This is a genomic window from Leeuwenhoekiella parthenopeia (assembly GCF_020782115.1).
GTDB classification, from domain to species: Bacteria; Bacteroidota; Bacteroidia; order Flavobacteriales; family Flavobacteriaceae; genus Leeuwenhoekiella; species Leeuwenhoekiella parthenopeia.
This window is the reverse complement of sequence record NZ_JAJGMW010000008.1, coordinates 39,691-56,739: the sequence shown is the minus strand read 5'-3', so window position 1 is coordinate 56,739 and position 17,049 is coordinate 39,691. Positions and strand designations below refer to the sequence as shown.

The 17,049-nt window shown below is 43.5% G+C and carries 19 protein-coding genes; 13 read left to right on the top strand and 6 right to left on the bottom strand.

Annotated elements, in window-relative coordinates; all coding sequences use genetic code 11:
* Positions 1-111 precede the first annotated feature (111 nt).
* Entirely contained in the window at positions 112-297 is a 186-nt protein-coding gene (locus LLW17_RS07795) for a CsbD family protein (protein ID WP_228229694.1), read from the bottom strand.
* Between the two features lie 116 nt (positions 298-413).
* On the opposite strand from LLW17_RS07795, the gene LLW17_RS07790 reads away from it, so the two are divergent.
* Positions 414-959, top strand: coding sequence for a SixA phosphatase family protein (locus LLW17_RS07790; protein WP_228229693.1), 546 nt, complete (start codon positions 414-416; stop codon positions 957-959).
* On the opposite strand, the gene LLW17_RS07785 is transcribed toward LLW17_RS07790, so the two are convergent.
* On the bottom strand, positions 956-1,696 hold the full coding sequence (locus LLW17_RS07785; RefSeq protein WP_228229692.1) for a DUF6503 family protein: 741 nt from the start codon (positions 1,694-1,696) through the stop codon (positions 956-958). The genes LLW17_RS07790 and LLW17_RS07785 overlap by 4 nt on opposite strands.
* A gap of 297 nt (positions 1,697-1,993) precedes the next feature.
* On the opposite strand from LLW17_RS07785, the gene smpB reads away from it, so the two are divergent.
* The 4 genes from smpB (at position 1,994) to LLW17_RS07765 (ending at position 7,087) form a co-directional block, all read left to right on the top strand.
* A complete protein-coding gene (smpB, locus tag LLW17_RS07780) occupies positions 1,994-2,458 on the top strand; it encodes an SsrA-binding protein SmpB (RefSeq protein ID WP_228229691.1) in 465 nt (154 codons plus the stop codon).
* 83 nt (positions 2,459-2,541) lie between these two features.
* Positions 2,542-5,010: a DUF5686 and carboxypeptidase regulatory-like domain-containing protein gene (locus LLW17_RS07775; RefSeq protein ID WP_228229690.1), complete on the top strand. Its 2,469-nt coding sequence runs from the start codon at positions 2,542-2,544 to the stop codon at positions 5,008-5,010.
* Positions 5,011-5,090: 80 nt separating this feature from the next.
* A complete protein-coding gene (locus tag LLW17_RS07770) occupies positions 5,091-5,600 on the top strand; it encodes a DinB family protein (protein WP_228229689.1) in 510 nt (169 codons plus the stop codon).
* 62 nt (positions 5,601-5,662) lie between these two features.
* Positions 5,663-7,087, top strand: coding sequence for an aldehyde dehydrogenase (locus LLW17_RS07765; protein ID WP_228229688.1), 1,425 nt, complete (start codon positions 5,663-5,665; stop codon positions 7,085-7,087).
* On the opposite strand, the gene LLW17_RS07760 is transcribed toward LLW17_RS07765, so the two are convergent.
* From LLW17_RS07760 to LLW17_RS07745, 4 genes are all read right to left on the bottom strand, one after another.
* The gene (locus LLW17_RS07760) at positions 7,084-7,731 is read right to left on the bottom strand and encodes a response regulator (RefSeq protein WP_228229687.1); all 648 of its coding nucleotides are present in this window, start codon (positions 7,729-7,731) and stop codon (positions 7,084-7,086) included. The two genes, LLW17_RS07765 and LLW17_RS07760, sit on opposite strands and share 4 nt — an antisense overlap.
* A gap of 71 nt (positions 7,732-7,802) precedes the next feature.
* The gene (locus LLW17_RS07755; protein WP_228229686.1) at positions 7,803-8,597 is read right to left on the bottom strand and encodes a sensor histidine kinase; all 795 of its coding nucleotides are present in this window, start codon (positions 8,595-8,597) and stop codon (positions 7,803-7,805) included.
* Positions 8,598-8,639: 42 nt separating this feature from the next.
* Positions 8,640-9,290: a hypothetical protein gene (locus LLW17_RS07750; protein ID WP_228229685.1), complete on the bottom strand. Its 651-nt coding sequence runs from the start codon at positions 9,288-9,290 to the stop codon at positions 8,640-8,642.
* A 43-nt stretch (positions 9,291-9,333) separates the two neighbouring features.
* Positions 9,334-9,855: a hypothetical protein gene (locus LLW17_RS07745; protein WP_228229684.1), complete on the bottom strand. Its 522-nt coding sequence runs from the start codon at positions 9,853-9,855 to the stop codon at positions 9,334-9,336.
* Between the two features lie 182 nt (positions 9,856-10,037).
* On the opposite strand from LLW17_RS07745, the gene LLW17_RS07740 reads away from it, so the two are divergent.
* From LLW17_RS07740 to vgrG, 8 genes are read left to right on the top strand one after another with little or no spacing between them, the layout of a single operon-like run.
* Positions 10,038-10,670, top strand: coding sequence for a Pvc16 family protein (locus tag LLW17_RS07740; RefSeq protein ID WP_228229683.1), 633 nt, complete (start codon positions 10,038-10,040; stop codon positions 10,668-10,670).
* Positions 10,670-11,521, top strand: coding sequence for a hypothetical protein (locus tag LLW17_RS07735; protein WP_228229682.1), 852 nt, complete (start codon positions 10,670-10,672; stop codon positions 11,519-11,521). Before LLW17_RS07740 ends, LLW17_RS07735 begins: the two co-directional genes overlap by 1 nt.
* Before the next feature lie 11 nt (positions 11,522-11,532).
* A complete protein-coding gene (locus tag LLW17_RS07730) occupies positions 11,533-13,500 on the top strand; it encodes a phage tail sheath C-terminal domain-containing protein (RefSeq protein ID WP_228229681.1) in 1,968 nt (655 codons plus the stop codon).
* Positions 13,501-13,541: 41 nt separating this feature from the next.
* Positions 13,542-13,979, top strand: a complete 438-nt coding sequence (locus LLW17_RS07725) for a phage tail protein (protein ID WP_228229680.1) — start codon at positions 13,542-13,544, stop codon at positions 13,977-13,979.
* Entirely contained in the window at positions 13,979-14,410 is a 432-nt protein-coding gene (locus LLW17_RS07720; RefSeq protein ID WP_228229679.1) for a phage tail protein, read from the top strand. Before LLW17_RS07725 ends, LLW17_RS07720 begins: the two co-directional genes overlap by 1 nt.
* A gap of 3 nt (positions 14,411-14,413) precedes the next feature.
* Positions 14,414-14,575 carry a DUF5908 family protein gene (locus LLW17_RS07715; protein WP_228229678.1) on the top strand — a complete coding sequence of 54 codons (162 nt, stop codon included), beginning with the start codon at positions 14,414-14,416 and terminating at the stop codon, positions 14,573-14,575.
* Positions 14,576-15,262, top strand: a complete 687-nt coding sequence (locus tag LLW17_RS07710) for a CIS tube protein (protein ID WP_228229677.1) — start codon at positions 14,576-14,578, stop codon at positions 15,260-15,262.
* A 36-nt stretch (positions 15,263-15,298) separates the two neighbouring features.
* Positions 15,299-17,047, top strand: a complete 1,749-nt coding sequence (gene vgrG / locus LLW17_RS07705) for a type VI secretion system tip protein VgrG (RefSeq protein ID WP_228229676.1) — start codon at positions 15,299-15,301, stop codon at positions 17,045-17,047.
* Positions 17,048-17,049 lie beyond the last annotated feature (2 nt).

The window sequence follows — 17,049 nt, the reverse complement described above, 5'->3', positions numbered from 1 at the left end:
AAAACCAATAAAAACGAATGAGATCGGCTGCAATTTGGTCATAAAAAGCCTGCACGAAAAAGGGCTGCCTTAACAGACAGCCCAATCACCAATTATAATAAGAGGATTAACCTATTGTTTGTCAATCCATTCTTTGATTTGCTCTTTGGTTTTTCCGGTTTTTTCCTGAAGTTTTCCAAGCATTTGTTCAAATTTACCTTCGGCGTGTGTGGTATCGTCGTCAGTGACATCACCATACTCCTCTTTAAATTTTCCTTTTACCTGTTTCCACTTTCCTTCTAATTGATCACTATTCATAGCTTTAAGTTTATTGATTAGTACTAGAATAAAATTACCCTGAATAATGAAGTATTTGCGCCAACAAAAAGCTAATCTTTGCGGGACAAGCGTTAATTTTACTTAAAACAAGAACTATGCGATCGTCGACAACTCTCCTCATCTTATTCCTAGCAGCCCTTTTAAGCTGTAAAAATACCTCTCCAAAAACGGCAAAGGCTGAGATCCCGGTAACGGAAGCGACCTATTATCTTATACGCCACGCAGATAAGGAGCGAGGCCCTGATGCCGGTACAGATCCTGATCTTACAGATAAAGGACTGGCGCGTGCCGAGTTCTGGGCGCAGACTTTGAAAGATGTTGATTTTGACGCGGTGTACAGTACCGATTTTGTGCGAACCCGTAAAACGGCAATGCCGGTAGCCGAGGCTAATGATTTAGCATTAACTATTTATGATGCGCAAAATCTTTATGATGACAAATTTAAGCAGGAAACTGCAGGAAAAACGGTTTTGATTGTGGGCCACAGCAACACCACTCCGGCTTTTGTAAACAGCATTCTTGGCGAAGACCAATATGGTGAAATTGACGACAGTTTATTTGGCAATCTCTATATCGTAAAAATCAAGAATGGTGCGGCACAAGCCGAATTGCAGGACTACAACGACTGGTCTTTTGATTAATTGACCTGCACATCTTCCAGTATGATGCGCGAAAGCTCTTTAAGTTTTCCGGCCTGAAAAAGGCTGTCTAAATCTTCTAAAGGAGGGAATGTGGTTTCGGGCTCGTAATTGATGTAATCTACAAAGCGAACGCCGTTTACAATCCGTGGGTTTATAGCTTCCCGAAAACGGGTTCCGCCTTCATTCACATGATAATTGTACGCCAGATAATCAACCTCAAAATTTTCGGTATTAAACCAGTACATATACTCGTCTTCAAAATCTTCTCCGCCACCGTCTTCGGCAAAACTTACGTGCACCTCATAATAGGTCTTTCCATTTATGGTATCTACCCCTATTTTTTTAGCCTGAACCGCTTCGGCATCTAAACCATAAGGCAATACTGAAAAATAGTGCACGGAATTGACGCTTCCCGAAAGCCCTGCCACAAGACTATCTGCCAGCTTAACCTGTTTCTCGTTAATAAAACGCTTAAAGTCTGAGTTGGTAAGCTGATCTAGCGTGTCTTTGCAGGCAGCATCTGTACAACGCTCCAGTTCGTAAAGACCATTATCCCGTCTGGCACGGTAAAATCGATCCCGAAAGCGAAAAGAAACTGTTGCGGTATCCAGGATTTTTCCTCCCGCCTTTTCAATAGCATTATCAATAATTACTGATGCCGAAAGGTCTTCGGCAGGTTTCTGCTCTTTACAGGCGCTGATGCTGATTATCAAAAGAATGAGAAAAATAGGTTTCATCAATTTCCAATAGTGTTAACCTCAAATAATCTGTGTTGTAATTATTTTGATGGTAATTAATTTGTTAATGCTCATTATGAGCTTTCATAAACACACGTTAAACCCGCAACTCAAGTGCTGCAGAGGGTTTAGATTTAGGCCTTTTAAACCAAAAATTTCAACACCACAAAAGTAAAGGATTTTAAAGCAACGACCTCAGACCTTGTTAAAATCGTATTTTTGTGTGTATTTTAGGCTGTATCACAGGATATATACTCAGAAAAGCAGTTTAGAAGCCTGTATTATCAATTTGCAAAGATGAAACAAACGAATACCATAAATATAAAAAACAAAAAGGCCCGCTTTGAATATGAGATTCTCGATAAATACACCGCGGGAATCAAACTGGCAGGAACCGAAATTAAATCGATACGCGAAGGGAAAGCTTCAATTGCAGAAAGCTTTTGCGAGTTTGAAGGCAATGAATTGTTTGTAATCAATATGACCATTCAGGAGTATTCACACGCCACTTACTTTAATCACAATCCCAAACAAAGCCGGAAGCTTTTGCTCAACCGTCGCGAGTTGAATAAATTGCTGAAAGAAGTACGCACCAGCGGTCTAACCATTGTGCCGCTTCGGCTTTTTATTAACGACCGCGGTCTGGCCAAAATGCAGATTGCCCTGGCAAAAGGTAAGAAGCTTTACGATAAGCGCGAGGCTATTAAAGAACGGGATAGTAAGAAGAGACTGGGGCAAATTAAAAAGGCATTTAATAATTAATTGCAACCCATACCTGAGGCAGACGTCTTTAAATTAGAGATTTAACTTAATTACACCTTCCTAAGGGTGCCTAACAGGTATTTATGATTCAAAAACTACTTTTCTTCGCGCTGCTGCTTTTCAGTTTTACGCTGCAGGCTCAGGTCACCGGTCTGGTTACCGATGCAGACAACAACAGCCTGCCTTACGTAAATGTGTACGTCAAAGACGCCACTCTGGGCACCACGACAAATGCTTCGGGAACCTACCAGTTGCAACTTGACAAACCGGGAACCTATACGCTGGTTTTTCAATTTTTAGGTTTTACCAAACAGGAAATTGAAATTAAGCCGCAACGCTTTCCCTATGTGCTCGATGTGACTTTAAAGCCTGAAACTACGTCACTTGATGAAGTGGTTGTAGACGCTCAGTCTAATCCTGCAGATCGTATTATACGGGCTGTAATTGCCAAAAAACCTCAAATTCTTGAAAAGAAAAACGCCTATACCGCAGATTTTTATTCCCGCGGAATCTGGCGCGTAGAAAATGCCCCTGAAAAATTCTTCGGGCAGGACATAGGCGATCTGGGTGGCGGGCTCGATTCTACCCGAAGCGGTATTGTCTATTTGAGCGAAACCCTTTCTAAAATCGCTGTGCGAAAGCCGGACGATTTTAAAGAAACCATCACAGCCAGTAAAGTAAGTGGCGATGATAACGGTTTCAGTTTTAACAGCGCTCAGGAAGCCGAATTTTCATTCTACGACAATACCCTTGAAATCAATACCGAACTGGTCTCACCTCTTGCTGACAACGCCTTTAATTACTACACCTATAAACTGGAAGGTGCCTTTCGCGAAGGCGCCAAACTCATCAATAAAATCAGTGTCAGCCCAAAACGGGAAAACGACCGCATTTTTAGAGGAACGCTTTACATCGTAGAAGACGACTGGCAGCTTTATGGTGTAGACCTTACTACCAATGGAGCAGCGATTCAGGTTCCGTTTATTGAATCCTTGGGATTTAAACACAGTTTTAAGTACGACGTCAATCTCGAATTGTGGGTCAAAATTTCCCAGAATATCGACTTCAGTTTTAAAATGTTGGGCTTTGGCGGTAACGGAAGATTTACCGCAGTATACAGCAATTACGATTTTAACCCGAATTTTGAACGGGGCACTTTTACGCGCGAAGTGCTGAGTTTTAAACCTGAAGCCAATAAAAAGGATTCGGTTTTCTGGCAACTGGCACGCCCGGTACCGCTTACACTTGAGGAGCGCAACGATTACACCTTTAAAGACAGCTTGCAGGAAAAGCGCAACTCAAAACCGTATAAAGATTCCGTTGATCGGGTAAGAAACCGGTTTAGCCTTGTCGATCCCATTCTGGGTTATAGCTATCAAAATTCATTTAAAAGATGGAGGCTGAGTTATGATAGCCCCATTAAAACGATCAATTTTAATACGGTTCAGGGCTTTAACGCCTTTGCCGGCCTGTCTTACAACAGCTGGACCGAAGATTACAAGCAGGCTTTTAGTGTATCGGGGCAGGCTAATTATGGACTGGATGATGAGCGCTTAAGGCTTACGGGTCGTATTGCCAAACGCTTCAACCGAACCAGCAGAAGTGTGCTGTCACTTACAGGAGGTATCAAAGCACAGCAATTTAATGCCGAAGAACCCATCACCAGATTGGGCAACTCCTTCTCTACCCTCATCTGGAAGCGTAATCACATAAAACTCTATGATCTGGAGTTTGTGCGTCTGGCCTATAGCGAAGAATTGGTAAATGGATTGCAATTGAGCGCCCAACTGGGTTATGAGCAGCGCAGTCCGCTGTTTAACACCACAGATCAGACCTTTTTTAACTGGGATTTTGGGTACACTTCAAACAATCCCCTGGCACCGGATGATTTCAACACTGCGGCTTTTAGCAAACACAGTCTGGCGAAGTTAAATCTGCAGGCGGTGATTCATTTTGACCAAAAATATATGAGTTATCCTGATGGTAAGTTCAATCTGGATGAGTCTAAATACCCTACTTTAATCGTGGGTGCTGAGCAGGCATTTGCAGGTAGCGACAAGCGGTATAATTTCACCGAAATAAAAGCCGAACTACGCCAGGAACTCAGTCTGAGGAACAAAGGGATACTGGGATATGCCTTTAGCGGCGGCACCTTTTTTAATGCAGATGGAATCCCTTTTATAGATTATCAGCATTTTAACGGCAACCGAACCTACCTCAATTTCAGGGATACGCGTCTTACCGGTTTCAACAATATGCCCTATTACGAGTACAGCACTAGGAACAGCTTTTTTGAAGCACATGTAGAACACAACTTTAAAGGTTTTATCCTGGGTAAGATTCCGGGAATACGCGCGTTAAATCTTAATCTAATTGGAGGTGTGCACACGCTTTCCACTTTAGAAAATAAGCCCTATACCGAATTCAATCTGGGCTTAGACAATCTGGGTTTTGGCAAATTCAAGTTTTTCAGGCTTGATTATGTGCATTCTTTTTTTGAAGGCGGAAGCGAGCAGGCGGTTGTTTTGGGCTTTAAACTTTCAACGAATTAATTCGGAAAGCCCATAAAGGGCATTATATCACGAAAAGCATTTAAAAATTGATGATTGGTATAAACTAAAATCTTATTTAGATGAAAAAGAACCGGCAACCTGAAGTCTGGCTGCGTGGGCCTGTCCCAGACATCCCCCAACTTCTGCAACCTGCAGCGCATGCTTTATTGCAGACTGGTGAAGAATTACCGGTGTGGCTTGAAGACTTTGATGAGCAACACTTGTGGTCAAAACCCGCTGGAAGAGCCAGCGTGGGTTTTCATCTGCAACACCTCACCGGAGTTTTAGACCGAATGATGACCTATGCCAAAGGGGAATCCCTCACTGAAGCCCAGTTTGAGTATTTAAGAAACGAAGGAACTGAGCAAGAAAATAGCAGTGTTGACAAATTGATTGCGGCTTTTGAGCACAAAGTAACCGAAGCTCTGGCTTATTTTAAAACGCTTAATACTGCGATTCTACTTGAGGAACGAAAAGTTGGCCGAAAAGCTTTACCTTCAACAACATTAGGTCTTTTATTTCATGCTGCCGAACACAGCCAGAGACATCTGGGGCAAGTTTTAGTTACGGCCAGCCTATTTAAAAAGTAAGATTAAAACCAAAGCTTCCGTTTGAACGTATATGAAAGACCCTAAATTCTTAAAATAACAATTTGACCACAAGTTTTCAAAATTCCCCAAACGATCTACAGGCCATTTCTGCGAGACAAAAGCTCTTTTTCAATAAAGGATTAACCCGTGATGTTCATTACCGCATTCTGCATTTAAAACGCTTAAAAGATGTGCTGCTGCGTTATGAAGAAGAAATTTGTGATGCGTTACACCGGGACTTTAGAAAACCCGCTTATGAAACCGAACTCAGTGAATTCCTGATCGTTCTGCTGGAATTAAAAAGCCTGATTAAAAACTGTAAAAGCTGGGCAAAACCCCGATATGTTTTGCCAAGTCTGGTAAATTTTCCTTCGCTTTCAAAAATTTATAAGGAGCCTTTTGGTAATGTACTCATCATTGCTCCCTGGAATTATCCGTTTCAGCTGGTAATGGCGCCACTAATGTCGGCAATCGCTGCGGGTAATACGGCTGTAGTAAAGCCCAGTGAACTCACGCCGAATACGGCTTCCGTTTTAGAAAAAATAATAACCGAAGTTTTTGAACCCGGCTATGTTGACGTCGTGCAGGGAGATGCCGGGGTTGCTAAAGCTTTGCTAAACCTGAAATGGGATTATCTGTTTTTTACCGGAAGCTCCCGAGTAGGTAAGATTGTGTATGAGGCGGCAGCAAAGCATCTTACGCCCGTCACATTGGAGTTGGGTGGTAAAAACCCTTGTATCGTAGACGAGACTGCACCTCTCGAACTCACTGCTAAACGCATTGTTTGGGGCAAGATCGTAAATGCAGGGCAAACCTGTATCGCTCCAGATTATCTGCTGGTTTCTGAAAACAGCAAAGATCAACTTCTCGCTGCGCTAAAAACAGAACTGCAAAGAGCTCTTGGTCCAGCTCCCAAAGAATCACCGGACTACGCCCGCATCATTAATCAATCAAACTTTGAACGTCTCAAGGGCTTAATTGAGGATCAGCAGGTGGTATATGGCGGAGATGCCGATGCTTCAGAAAACTACCTGGCTCCCACCATTCTCGATATGGGAGTACTTGATCCAAACATTCCGCTAAGTGAATTGCCAGAAGTCTTACAACAAGAGATCTTCGGCCCCATTTTACCTGTTTTAAGCTATAAAACCCATCAGGATATACAGGACTGGATCGAGAAATACGATAAACCACTGGCCGTATACCTGTTTTCAAAGAATAAAGCTTTAAAAAACAAGGTATTAAATGAACTTTCATTTGGCGGCGGGGTAATTAATGATGTCGTATCGCAATTTTTAAATCCCAGGCTTCCCTTTGGAGGTGTAGGAAAAAGTGGTCTGGGTGCTTATCATGGACGACACTCATTTGATACCTTTTCACACCAAAAATCTATAGTTTATAAGGCCACCTGGCTCGATTTGAACATCAGGTATGCCCCCTATTCCAAAAAGTTGAAATTCTTAAAACGGTTTAAAAAATACTTCTAGGTCTCTACGATTTTATGCTTCAAGGCATAAAGTACCAGACCAATACGGCTGCGCACTTCGAGTTTTTTAAATAAGGTATCGCGGTAATTATCTATCGTCTTTGGGCTCAGGCACATTTCGCTGGCGATTTCCTTATAGGTTTTATCTGAGCAGGCCAGCTCCATAAACTCCAGTTCCCGTTCAGAAAAAGATGCGATACCGTCCTCATCATCCCTTTTAGAAAAACCACTAAGCAAAGCTGAGGTGACATTGTCTGTATAAAAATGGCCTTTGACCACCACTTCCTTTAATGCGCTGTGCAGCGTATCGGGATGTATGTCTTTAAGCAAATAGCCTTTGCTGCCTGCCTTAAGCATTTGAATGATGGTTTCCTCATCATCATCCATAGACAGGGCGATGGTTTTAATATGAGGTTTATGATTGTTAAGCCAGTTGATGGTTTCAAAACCATTCATAACTGGCATATTGATATCCAGGAGGATGATATCAGGGTCACGAGGATTGGTGCTTAACTTGTTGATCATATCATTCCCATTGCGGGCCATAAAGGCGACATCAAAACCTTCAAAACTGTTTATAAGGCCTTGAAGGGATTGCGCAAATAAAACGTGATCATCAACAACACCTACTAGGTGGTTAGTCATCGTTTGTATTTTGTTAGTTGTTGGTTGCTGGAACATCAAATATAGTCATAATTCACGTTCAAAATACGATTCTATTTTCTCAAATAATTGATTATAAGCGAGGTGCCTTTACTTTTTTGTGATGTAAGATTGAAGTCTGCATTTATGAGAGCTGCTCTGCTTCGCATATTTATAAGCCCGGAACTTGAGGCAACCTGCTCGATGTTAAAGCCGATGCCGTCATCCTTTGCCGCGATGTACAAACGGTCTATGCTAAACTGAAAAAGCACCTGTAAATGTGCTGCTTTTGCGTGCTTTATTACATTGGTCAAAAATTCCTGAATGATGCGAAACAAAATTAAAGCGTCATTTTGAGGAGGTTTCCAGTTGTCACCTTCAACGATTAGGGAGGTTTTAAGAATACCGAGTTTGTCTAGTCTGTTTAACTCGTAACGCACGCTTTCGGCTAAACCCACCTGCGTGATTACCTCGTTATTTAGATTACGGGAAACAGCGCGAATCTCCATAAGGCACCTGCCTACCAGGCCGCGTATATCTTCGAGGGTACGCTCGCGTTCTTCCTCGTTTTTTTTATGCAGCATATTCAGTTCCAGATTAGCCACAGAAAGGAGCTGGCCTATGTTGTCGTGTAATTCCCAGCTCACATTTTTCAGCGTAGCTTCCTGAATCTCAAGCTGTGTACGGGTAAGCTCTTCCTGATACCGCATTTCGGCTTTATTGCGTTCTGTGATGAAAAGAATTTTTCGTTTTTGAAAAATGGAAAACAAAACAATAACCAGTATCAACAGCAGGAGCAGTACCAGTGAGCATACTACAACCAGCAATTCCATAGTAGGCAATACATCCTGTTCTGTATAGAGGTTCATAGCGGGGAAGGATTATAGTTGGGGTGCATTGGTCAGGTGATTTTAAGATTTATGCTCCATACGATTCCGGTTGGCCTGTATAAAGGCTATCGAGAAGCAACAATATTGTATACAATTGATCAGGAACAAGGTTACATTAAGTATGATTGGGTTTTCGCGGTTGATAAAACTAAGGGTCAGGTAAAAAGGCAAATAGGTTACGCAATAGACCAGAATACCGAAGGAAATCCAGAAATAAGGCGATTGGGTGATGTGTAAAACGACTTCGCGCGTGAGCATTTCCATAAAATAAAAGCCTACCGCCACGATTAAAAATAAGACGCCAAGCGTAAAGGACAGAGTTACATCTTCACCCGTAAAATTGTCCAGATAAAAACTCTCAAACGACCAAAACACGAGATAGAAGAAAAAAAATACCTTGAGCAGCTTTTTGCGTAGCTCTGATTCTAAAAGCGAATGATACCAGGCGATAAAAAAACAAAAATGCAGCAACACATAAACGTTATACAGCGCATAATTTGGAACTCCAAATACAGGATAGGATATACCCGTTAAAAATTCATTGATTACCACATAAATAAGAAAGTAAAGAACATACTTTAACTGATAGTTTTTAAACTCCCTGTATTTAACAACCCCAATTATGACCGCAATCAACTCAAGGTATTGTGAATAAGAGCCTAATTCTTTCATCAATTGATAGAGATAAAAATTACGGGGGTTTTGTGTGATACAATTAATAACCTGTACTGGGAGGTGTACGGCTATGCCCCATATTTAGCGGATCTATTTCTAAATCTGTGTTTTCCTCCTGAGAAAAAGGAAACAACATAAAACCAGCCTGTTGAATGGTTGAGTTTCCGGTGGGTACAATAAACATAGTTGCAAACCCGGCCATTTTTTTGTCACTATGAGATTTAGGGTAAGCCCCGGTATAAATACGTAAGCCGCTTAGCTCATAACCCTGGGCTAAAGCTTCAGCACGCGCATAGGCTATATAGTCTTCCAGATCATCAATAGACCACCAGCAGGACCGGTTATCCTCTACCCCTAATTTTTCAGCCAGGGCAGGTTGTCTGGTTTCTTTAAAAGTTCGATCTAAAAGTTTGGCTTGTTTAATAGGTATAACACCATTTGGCCGTCTTAGGGCTACAGAATTCATTTCTAAATCAGAATCTGTGTCTGGTTCCACACACGCCTGGCTAATACCAAAAAGTATTGCGGCAATAACAAAAATATTCCTCTTAAAAAGTCCCATAAACTAAATCTTAAAATTGGCTGTTCTAAAGTACCCTTTTAAACATCAGGCTGTACCTCAATTTCCCTAAATAGGGGGAAATACCCCCTGATTTAAAGGAATTTACACTTTTAAAAAAAGGGAAATCAGATATTGAATTTCAGGTATTTCCATCCTGCGGGCTTTAGCATTCCTAAATACATTTGAAAAGACAAAAAATCTTATTTTCCACAAATATGCTTTACGAAGCTTTAGAAATAGTTCGGGAACAATTATCTGAATATCTAAACGATACAGGTCTGGGGAGCAATATAGTCATACTCGATTCTATTGCTCATTTTGTAGACAACCCGAATAAGGATAATGAAGCTTTAGATAATAAGGTGATTGTGTCGTTGCTAAGTCTTCAGGAAGAAACCAGCCTCAAAAACCAGCGCAATATGAAATTCCGGGACGGGAACCCGGTTTACCTTAACAATCCCGTAAATGTACACGCTTACATTCTGTTTACTTGCAACCGCAGCGATTATGATTTTTCGCTTCGATCCCTTTCGGCGCTCATCGCATTTTTTCAGGGGAAGCGTATTTTCAACCATAAAAACACGGTGTTTTCACGCAATACACAGGTTATGCGTGATGTGAAGGAATTCTACTTTACGCTGGACCTCTACACCCCCACTTTTGAAGAACTCAACTACATCTGGAGTATGCACGGTGGCAAGGCCTACCCGGCAGCACTCTACAAGCTCAATTTACTCAGTCTTGAACGCGACCATCTGTTAGATCAGGGTGCTCCGCTTTCTCATGTGAGCACACAATACAAAAACATCAACTAATGGCAGCACCGTACACCTATCGAATTCTGGCAGAAGTGCTCGTATATCACCGCTATTTTCTGGATGACGGCAACACCCCTTTTGATCAAAGCCCCGCACTCAAACAACAGCAACTCCGTGATTATTACTGGACAGCATTTGCTTCGGTAAAACCAACTGCGCAAACGAATGCTCATTTGCGTAATCACAGACTTTTTTTAAAGCAAACACCACACGGTTTCAATATTGCAGTTCAGGCGTTGGCCCAAAACCCCAATGCTACGGTCTTTAAACCGGTTATTGATTTAGACGAAAACCTTCAGCTTGATTTTGTCATTAACGTGCACGATGCACTTTTTGCCAATTATTCAAATCTCGATACGGTAACCCATTATCCCTTACTTTTTAGAAATTACAACGACCTGATTGAACCGGCACTGCCACTCATCAACACGGCCTCGGGTACTACCGAAGCCGCACAGTACGGGATAAGCGCAGGTACTCAAAAGTCTTTAATAGAAAATAATCCGGAAGATCAGCTCCTGCGATCTAAAGCACTGGTTTCTCTAAAAATGCGTGGAGAAGGTAACGGTCGCAATCTCATTTTGGCCAGCGGAAACCTGCCACAGGAACACCCGGTATACAGCATTCGTTTTGACAACCGCAATACAATCTGGAATTACTATTCCGGCAAAAATCAAAATTTAATTCACTCTACAGATCCCAACACCAAACCTTTGGTAAAAAATGGCGTTGTCGAAGTCAGCCAGGGAAATACAGATTATCCTGCGGCATCACCCAATACCGTGGTATGGGAGCGAGATTCGGTGGGCACACTTATAAAAACCTATTCTAAAATCTATATTAACTAAATACTCTAATTATGGCATCTGCATACAAAACACCGGGAGTCTATGTCGAAGAAATTTCCATCTTCCCTCCTTCTGTTGCTCAGGTTGAGACTGCTATTCCTGCTTTTATAGGCTATACAAATATGGCCAAAGATACAAATGGGAAAGAGCTTGAATTTAAACCTGCCAAAATCACGTCTATGCTTGATTTTGTCTCTTATTTTGGCGGTTCGCCCAAAATACTGGTCACTTCGGTTACCCTCAACAACCTCAACCAGGTTACCGATATCCAACTGGAGGACAATTACTACCTCTATGAAGCCCTGCGGCTGTTCTATGCAAATGGGGGCGGAAAATGTTATGTAGTGAGTGTGGGCAAATCAGACGGAGCAAACATTACCCTTACGGCGCTTAAGAAAGGCCTTGATGCCATTGCCAAAGTAGATGAGCCTACCTTACTCGTGGCTCCAGACGCCTGTCTTTTAAATCAGAGTGACATGAACAGCCTGTATCAGGCCATGCTGGCCCAGTGCGGAAAACTGGGCGATCGCTTTGCGATTTTAGATCTTAAAAATGACGGAACCAAAACTCTGGATGAGGAAATTCAGGATTTCAGAAACGGTATCGGCATGAACAACCTGAAATACGGTGCAGCTTACACACCCTGGCTTAAAGCAAATCTTCCTCGGGAGGTGAGCTATGCAAGCCTTAAAGACAAAATAAAGCGAAACGGAGTTCCGGTAGGTCTTGCCGATCTTATTGACGACGCCGCAGCCAAAGCCCTTGCTAATCAATTAGACCAACTTGTGGCTGACCAGGCTGTTGTAGATGCTCAACTCACCGCGCTTGCAGCTGGTACCAACTCGGCAGACGCCCGTTTTGAAAATTTGGTCACCATACTTAAACAGGATACCACCAAAGCCAAATTTCAGGATTTACTGGATTTTTACATCGAAGGCATTGACTTTGTTCGCGATACCCTCGAAATTGGAACCAGCAATTTTGCCCTGACGCATACCACCGCTACCCCACCCAATCAGGCTTTGCTCACACACCTTAAAGCCCAGCTGGATGCCAATGTAAACAGCGGTTCAATAAGTACGGTTATCGCAGCGATACAGCAAATGAAAGCCGACTTTGAAGATGAATTCTCAACCACCTTGACACTTAATGCATCTGTTACCGGTTTGGATTATGCTACAGGAACCGCAAACGCAACTTATTTTAGCGGTGCTAACAATCAGGGAGCGGGAATTACCAATCACTTCCCGGCGATCATCGGGCTGTATTCCGAAATTAAATCGGCTGTAGATTACATCAAAACCACAGTTACAAGCTATGTAAGCATATATGAAAATTCAGCCGTAGAGAGCATTCCTGCACTTAAAACAATCAAAAATGCTATTGCCGGTGAATACCTCACCCTTCCGCCCAGCGCAGCAATGGCAGGTGTTTATTCCCGTATTGACGAAAACCGCGGAGTCTGGAAAGCGCCCGCCAACACAAGCCTTAACAGCGTTGTAGGTGTTACCGAACTCATTGATCACGACCAGCAAAAAGACATCAATGTAGACGTGGTTGCAGGCAAGAGTATCAATGCAATCCGCCCGTTTACCGGGAAAGGCATTATGGTCTGGGGAGCCCGCACCTTGGCCGGAAACGATAACGAATGGCGGTATATCTCGGTTCGCCGCTTTTTCAATATGGTCGAAGAATCGGTTAAAAAGGCTACAGAACAATTTGTTTTTGAAGCCAACGATGCCAACACCTGGGTAAAAGTGCGTGCGATGATCGAAAACTTCCTAAATCTGCAATGGCGTGCCGGGGCTTTGGCAGGGGCCAAACCTGATGACGCCTTCTTTGTGCGTGTAGGTCTGGGCGAAACCATGACCGCCGAAGATATACTCAACGGAATTATGAATATCGAGATCGGGATGGCCGTAGTGCGACCCGCAGAATTCATAATCCTGAAGTTCTCGCACAAAATGCAGGAATCTTAGACTTTGCAAGCTTTAAAAATCAATAACCAAAAACACATAAAATGGCAGCTACATATCCATTAGTAAAATTTCATTTCCTGGTAGACTGGGGAGGTACGAACGTGGGCTTTACCGAAGTTTCAGGTCTTGATATTGAAACCGAACTCATCGAATACCGTCACGGTGCAAGCCCCGAGTACAGCAAAATTAAGATGCCGGGAATGCAGAAATACAGTAACATCACGCTTAAACGCGGTACTTTTTTAGCCGATAACGAGTATTACAACTGGTGGAATACCGTAAAACTCAACACCATTGAACGACGCGATATCACCATAAGCCTGCTCAACGAAGAACACGCACCCGTGGTGGTCTGGAAAGTCAAAAACGCATTCCCCATTAAGGTACAGTCAACAGACCTAAAAGGCGATGCCAATGAGGTCGCCATTGAGTCTATGGAAATTGCGCACGAAGGCCTTACCATTCAAAACGGAAGCTAATGGCAACCTACTATCCGCCGGTTGGTTTTCACTTCAAGGTAGAATTTGGAGTCACACAGGACAGTGAGTTTGAGTTTCAGTCTGTGAGCGGCCTTTCGGTAGATATCGAGACCGAAGAGTTTGCCGAAGGTGGTGAAAACCGCTTTAAGCACAAGCTGCCGGTACGTACCAAATTCCCCAATCTGGTTCTCAAAAGGGGTTTGGTCACAAACTCTAATTTGATCGCCTGGTGCCGTGATGCCATTGAAGATTTTCAGTTTAAACCCACCGGGGTAATGGTCAAGTTACTCAATGAAGAACACCAGCCTTTAAAGACCTGGAACGTGGTACACGCCTACCCCGTAAAATGGAGCGTGAGCGACTTTAATGCCGAAGAAAACAGCCTGGTGATTGAGACTATAGAGCTCGCCTATAATTACTTTAAAAGTTAAACCATGCCTATAGAAATCAAAGAACTGCATATCAAAATCAATGTAAGCGATGATGCGCAGTCCACGGCTTCAGCCTCTCGTTCACCCGAAGCTAAGAAAGAGGCGATTATACAGGCGTGCCTGGAGCAGGTGATGCAGATTGATAAACGTAAAAACGAACGCTAAATGACAACCGGAGCACACGATAAGCTTAAGATTACGGCATTTAAAGATCCCGAGTTTACAGACAAGGTGGGCGACGGCCAGTTTACCTCCTTGCTCAACCCGGAAAAATATGTGCTCAATTATCAAATCGAGTACAAAGAAGAACAGGCCTCGGGCAGTAGTGCCACCGCTCCTGTTTTTGACAAAATCACACCCAAAGAGCTGGATCTGGAATTTCTCTTTGACCGCACCGGGATTATCGCTCACGACGATCAGGGTTCTGAAAATGGGATTATAGACGACATCAAACTCTTTAAAAAAGTGGTTTTTGACTATGCCGGTGAAGAGCACAAACCCTACTATCTCGAAATACGCTGGGGCAACCTCATCTTTAGGTGTGTAATGCTCAATATGAGCATCGAGTTTAAACTCTTCAGCCCTGATGGTACTCCGCTTCGGGCCGTGATTAAAGCCAAATTTAAAGAAACCGTTGACGAAGAGTTACGCCTGGCTCAGGAAAACAGCAGTTCGCCAGACCTTACCCATATGCGCACTGTTTCAGATGGCGATACGCTTCCGCTGATGACCTATCGCATCTATGGAGACAGCAAATATTATTTACAGGTCGCACGCGTAAACGGGATAACCAACTTTAGAAAACTAACAACCGGACAGCAGTTATTTTTTCCGCCTTTGGCGAAAGCATAACACTTCCGCAAAGCGAAAAAACGAAGTATAGAATTTATGAACACCTCCCGAAGCATAGCAACCGCACAAAACCCGGATCTGGTCACCACTACCCTTTTGGTAAATGGCGAGCAGCTCTCTGCGGCCTATTCGGTAAAATCCATTGTTGTAAACCGGGAGGTCAACCGCATTCCCTATGCCCAATTGGTCATTTTAGACGGCGAGGCGGCATCACAGGATTTTGAACTCAGCAATACCAACCTTTTTGAACCCGGTAGCGAGATCGAGATCAAAGCCGGTTATCACAGCGATGAAGAAAGCCTCTTTAAAGGCATTGTCATTCGCCACGGCATCAAGATACGCGATGCTGCCTCTGCACTTATAGTAGAATGCAAAGATCCTGCGGTTAAAATGACCGTGGGCACTAAAAGTGCTTATTTCTACGAAAGCACAGACAGCGATATCATCGAGCAACTTATTTCTAAATATACCGGCCTTTCAGCAGCTGTTGAAGCTACCCGCGTGACCCATAAAGAACTGGTGCAATACCAGACTTCAGACTGGGATTTTATGATGCTTCGGGCGCAGGCCAATGGTAAACTGGGTTTTGTTGAAGATGGAAGCATTCAGATCAAAGAACCCAACCTGACTCAGGCACCCGTTGAGACAGTTGCCTATGGCGCCACTATGCTGGCTTTTGACGGCGAGATTGACGCCCGCGACCAACTCAAAAAAATTACCGCCTACAGCTGGAATGCCGCCGATCAGGAACTCACAGAGACCGAAGCAGCCGAAGCAAACATAAACCTTAACGGAAATCTTTCAAAAAACGAACTCGCAGCGGTAATCAATCTCGATAATTTAAGCCTCAAACACGGTGGACAGCTCGATACCCCCCAACTGCAACAATGGGCCGATGCCAAAGCCAAAATACAGCAACTCGCCCGCAACCGCGGCAGGGTACAATTTATAGGCATCCCAAAGGTCAAACCAGATACCATCATTAAACTCGAGGGCGTGGGCGACCGTTTTAACGGCAATGCCTACATCACCGGAGTACAACATGAGATAGCCGACGGTACCTGGACGGTACATGCGCAGTTTGGTCTTGATCCCAAATGGTTTAGCGAGACATACACGGTGAATTCTCAACCCGCCGCCGGTCTCGTCGCTGCGGTGCAGGGCCTGCAAACCGGGATTGTCACCCAGCTGGAAGAAGATCCGCAGGGTGAAGACCGCATTTTGGTTAATATTCCCATTATAGATGCGGCTTCAGAGGGAATCTGGGCACGTGTAGCTACTCTTGATGCTGGTGAAAACCGCGGCAGCTTTTTCAGACCCGAAGTGGGTGATGAAGTTATCGTAGGCTTTATTAACAGTGATCCCAATTATGCTGTGGTTTTGGGCGCGGTAAACAGCAGTAACAAACCGGCACCGCTTCCCGCATCAGACGACAACCACGAAAAAGGCTTTGTCACCCGCAGCGGAATGAAATTGCTTTTCAATGACGAGAAAGCTTCCGTCACCATCGAAACGCCTGCGGGACGTATTGTGGTGATAGACGATGAAGCCGAAGAAATTAAAATAGATGATGCCGGGGCTAACAGCATCATCCTCAATTCAGACGGGATTAAAATCAGCAGCACCGCAGATATCAACATCAAGGCTTCCGGCGATCTCAACCTGGAAGGAACCAACGTAAACATCAAAGCCAATGCAGAATTTAAAGCCGAAGGCGGTGCGGGAGCCGAGCTCTCTACCAGCGCCATTGCCGTGCTTAAAGGTTCTTTGGTACAAATAAACTAAAA